Annotated in this window: 1 protein-coding gene; it reads left to right on the top strand. The window is 66.7% G+C overall.

Features of this window, described 5'->3' with window-relative positions:
- Positions 1-9: 9 nt before the first annotated feature.
- Positions 10-1,194 (top strand): IS701 family transposase, encoded by a 1,185-nt coding sequence (locus ACFVUS_RS43860; protein WP_387781476.1) that lies wholly within the window; start codon positions 10-12, stop codon positions 1,192-1,194.
- Positions 1,195-1,395: the final 201 nt, after the last annotated feature.

The following is a 1,395-nucleotide window of genomic DNA, read 5'->3' as shown; positions in this document are numbered from 1 at the left end:
GGTCAGTTCATGGGTGGGGAGCTTGCTGATGCCCGGTCGTGGGCGGGTGAACTGAAGGCTTTGCATGAGCGGTTCGTGCACCGTTTCTCCAGGTCGGAGCCTCGCGAGTCGGCTCTTGCCTATATGCGGGGTCTGATAGCGCCGTTGGAGCGGAAGAACGGCTGGACACTCGCGGAGGAGGCCGGGCATGCGGGTCCGGACCGGATCCACCGGCTGCTGAACCGGATCGAGTGGGATGCGGACGAGGTCCTGGACGACGTGCGGGAGTACGTCGTCGAGCATCTCGGCGATCCGGACGCGGTACTGATCGTGGACGACACCGGGTTCTTGAAGAAGGGTATCCGCTCGGCCGGCGTCCAGCGTCAGTACTCCGGCACCGCCGGGCGGACGGAGAACTCCCAGATCGGGGTGTTCCTCGCCTATGCCGGTGGCCGGGGCCGCACGTTGATCGACCGGCGTCTGTATCTGCCCACGTCATGGACGGATGACCGGGAACGGTGCCGGGCGGCCGGCATCGGGGACACGGTCGCCTTCGAGACGAAGGTGGTGATCGCCAAGGCCATGGTCCGCCGGGCGATCGCCGAGAAGATTCCGTTCCGGTGGGTGACCGCGGATGCCGCCTACGGTTTCTCCAAAGGCTGGCGGTCTGAGCTCGAGCGGGCGGATGTCTTCCATGTCATGGCAACCACCCGCCATGACACCGTGGTCACCCGCTGGGCCATCGACCATCCCGTTCACGACCTGTTTCCCGGGCTGCCCCGGCAGAAGTGGAAGCGCCGTTCCTGCGGCCATGGCGCCCACGGCCCGAGGGTCTACGACTGGGCCAGGGTCGAGGTCCGGCCCTGGCACCGCGAGGACCGCCGGCACTGGGTGATCGCCCGCCGAAGCGTCAGCCGGCCGGACGAGATCTCCTACTACATCGCCTACTGCCCAGCCGAAACCACACTCGACGACCTCATCCGCATCGCGGGAAGCCGGTGGGCGGTCGAGGAATGCTTCCAGACCGCGAAACAGGAGTGCGGCCTGGACGACTACCAGGTCCGCCGATATCCCGGCTGGCACCGCCACATGACCCTCGCGATGGCCGCCCACGCCTGCCTCACCGTCCTGCGGGCCCGTGAACTCGACACCGGGAAAGCAGAAACGGATCCTCCCAGCTCATACCCCTCACCCTGCCCGAACTCCGACGCCTGATCCACCGCCTCGCCCACCGCCGCCCGGCACCCATCGACCACGTCCTGCACTGGTCACACTGGCGACGGCGACGACAGTTCCAGGCCCGCACCAGCCACTACAAACGACGCGGCCACACACCACCAGAAGCCAACAAACCACCGCGAAAAACACCGTTGCAGTACTAGAGGCGGCAGCTGATCTCCATTCCGTCCTCCACCG

The organism is Nocardia sp. NPDC058058 (assembly GCF_042885355.1).
Lineage (GTDB): Bacteria > Actinomycetota > Actinomycetes > Mycobacteriales > Mycobacteriaceae > Nocardia.
The sequence above is the reverse complement of the archived record's forward strand: the minus strand, read 5'-3'. Positions and strand labels throughout refer to the sequence as shown.

Bases quoted from the DNA above. Each gene is read 5' to 3' on its own strand.
- ACFVUS_RS43860 (WP_387781476.1), top strand. From the start codon at position 10: ATGGGTGGGGAGCTTGCTGATGCCCGGTCGTGGGCGGGTGAACTGAAG.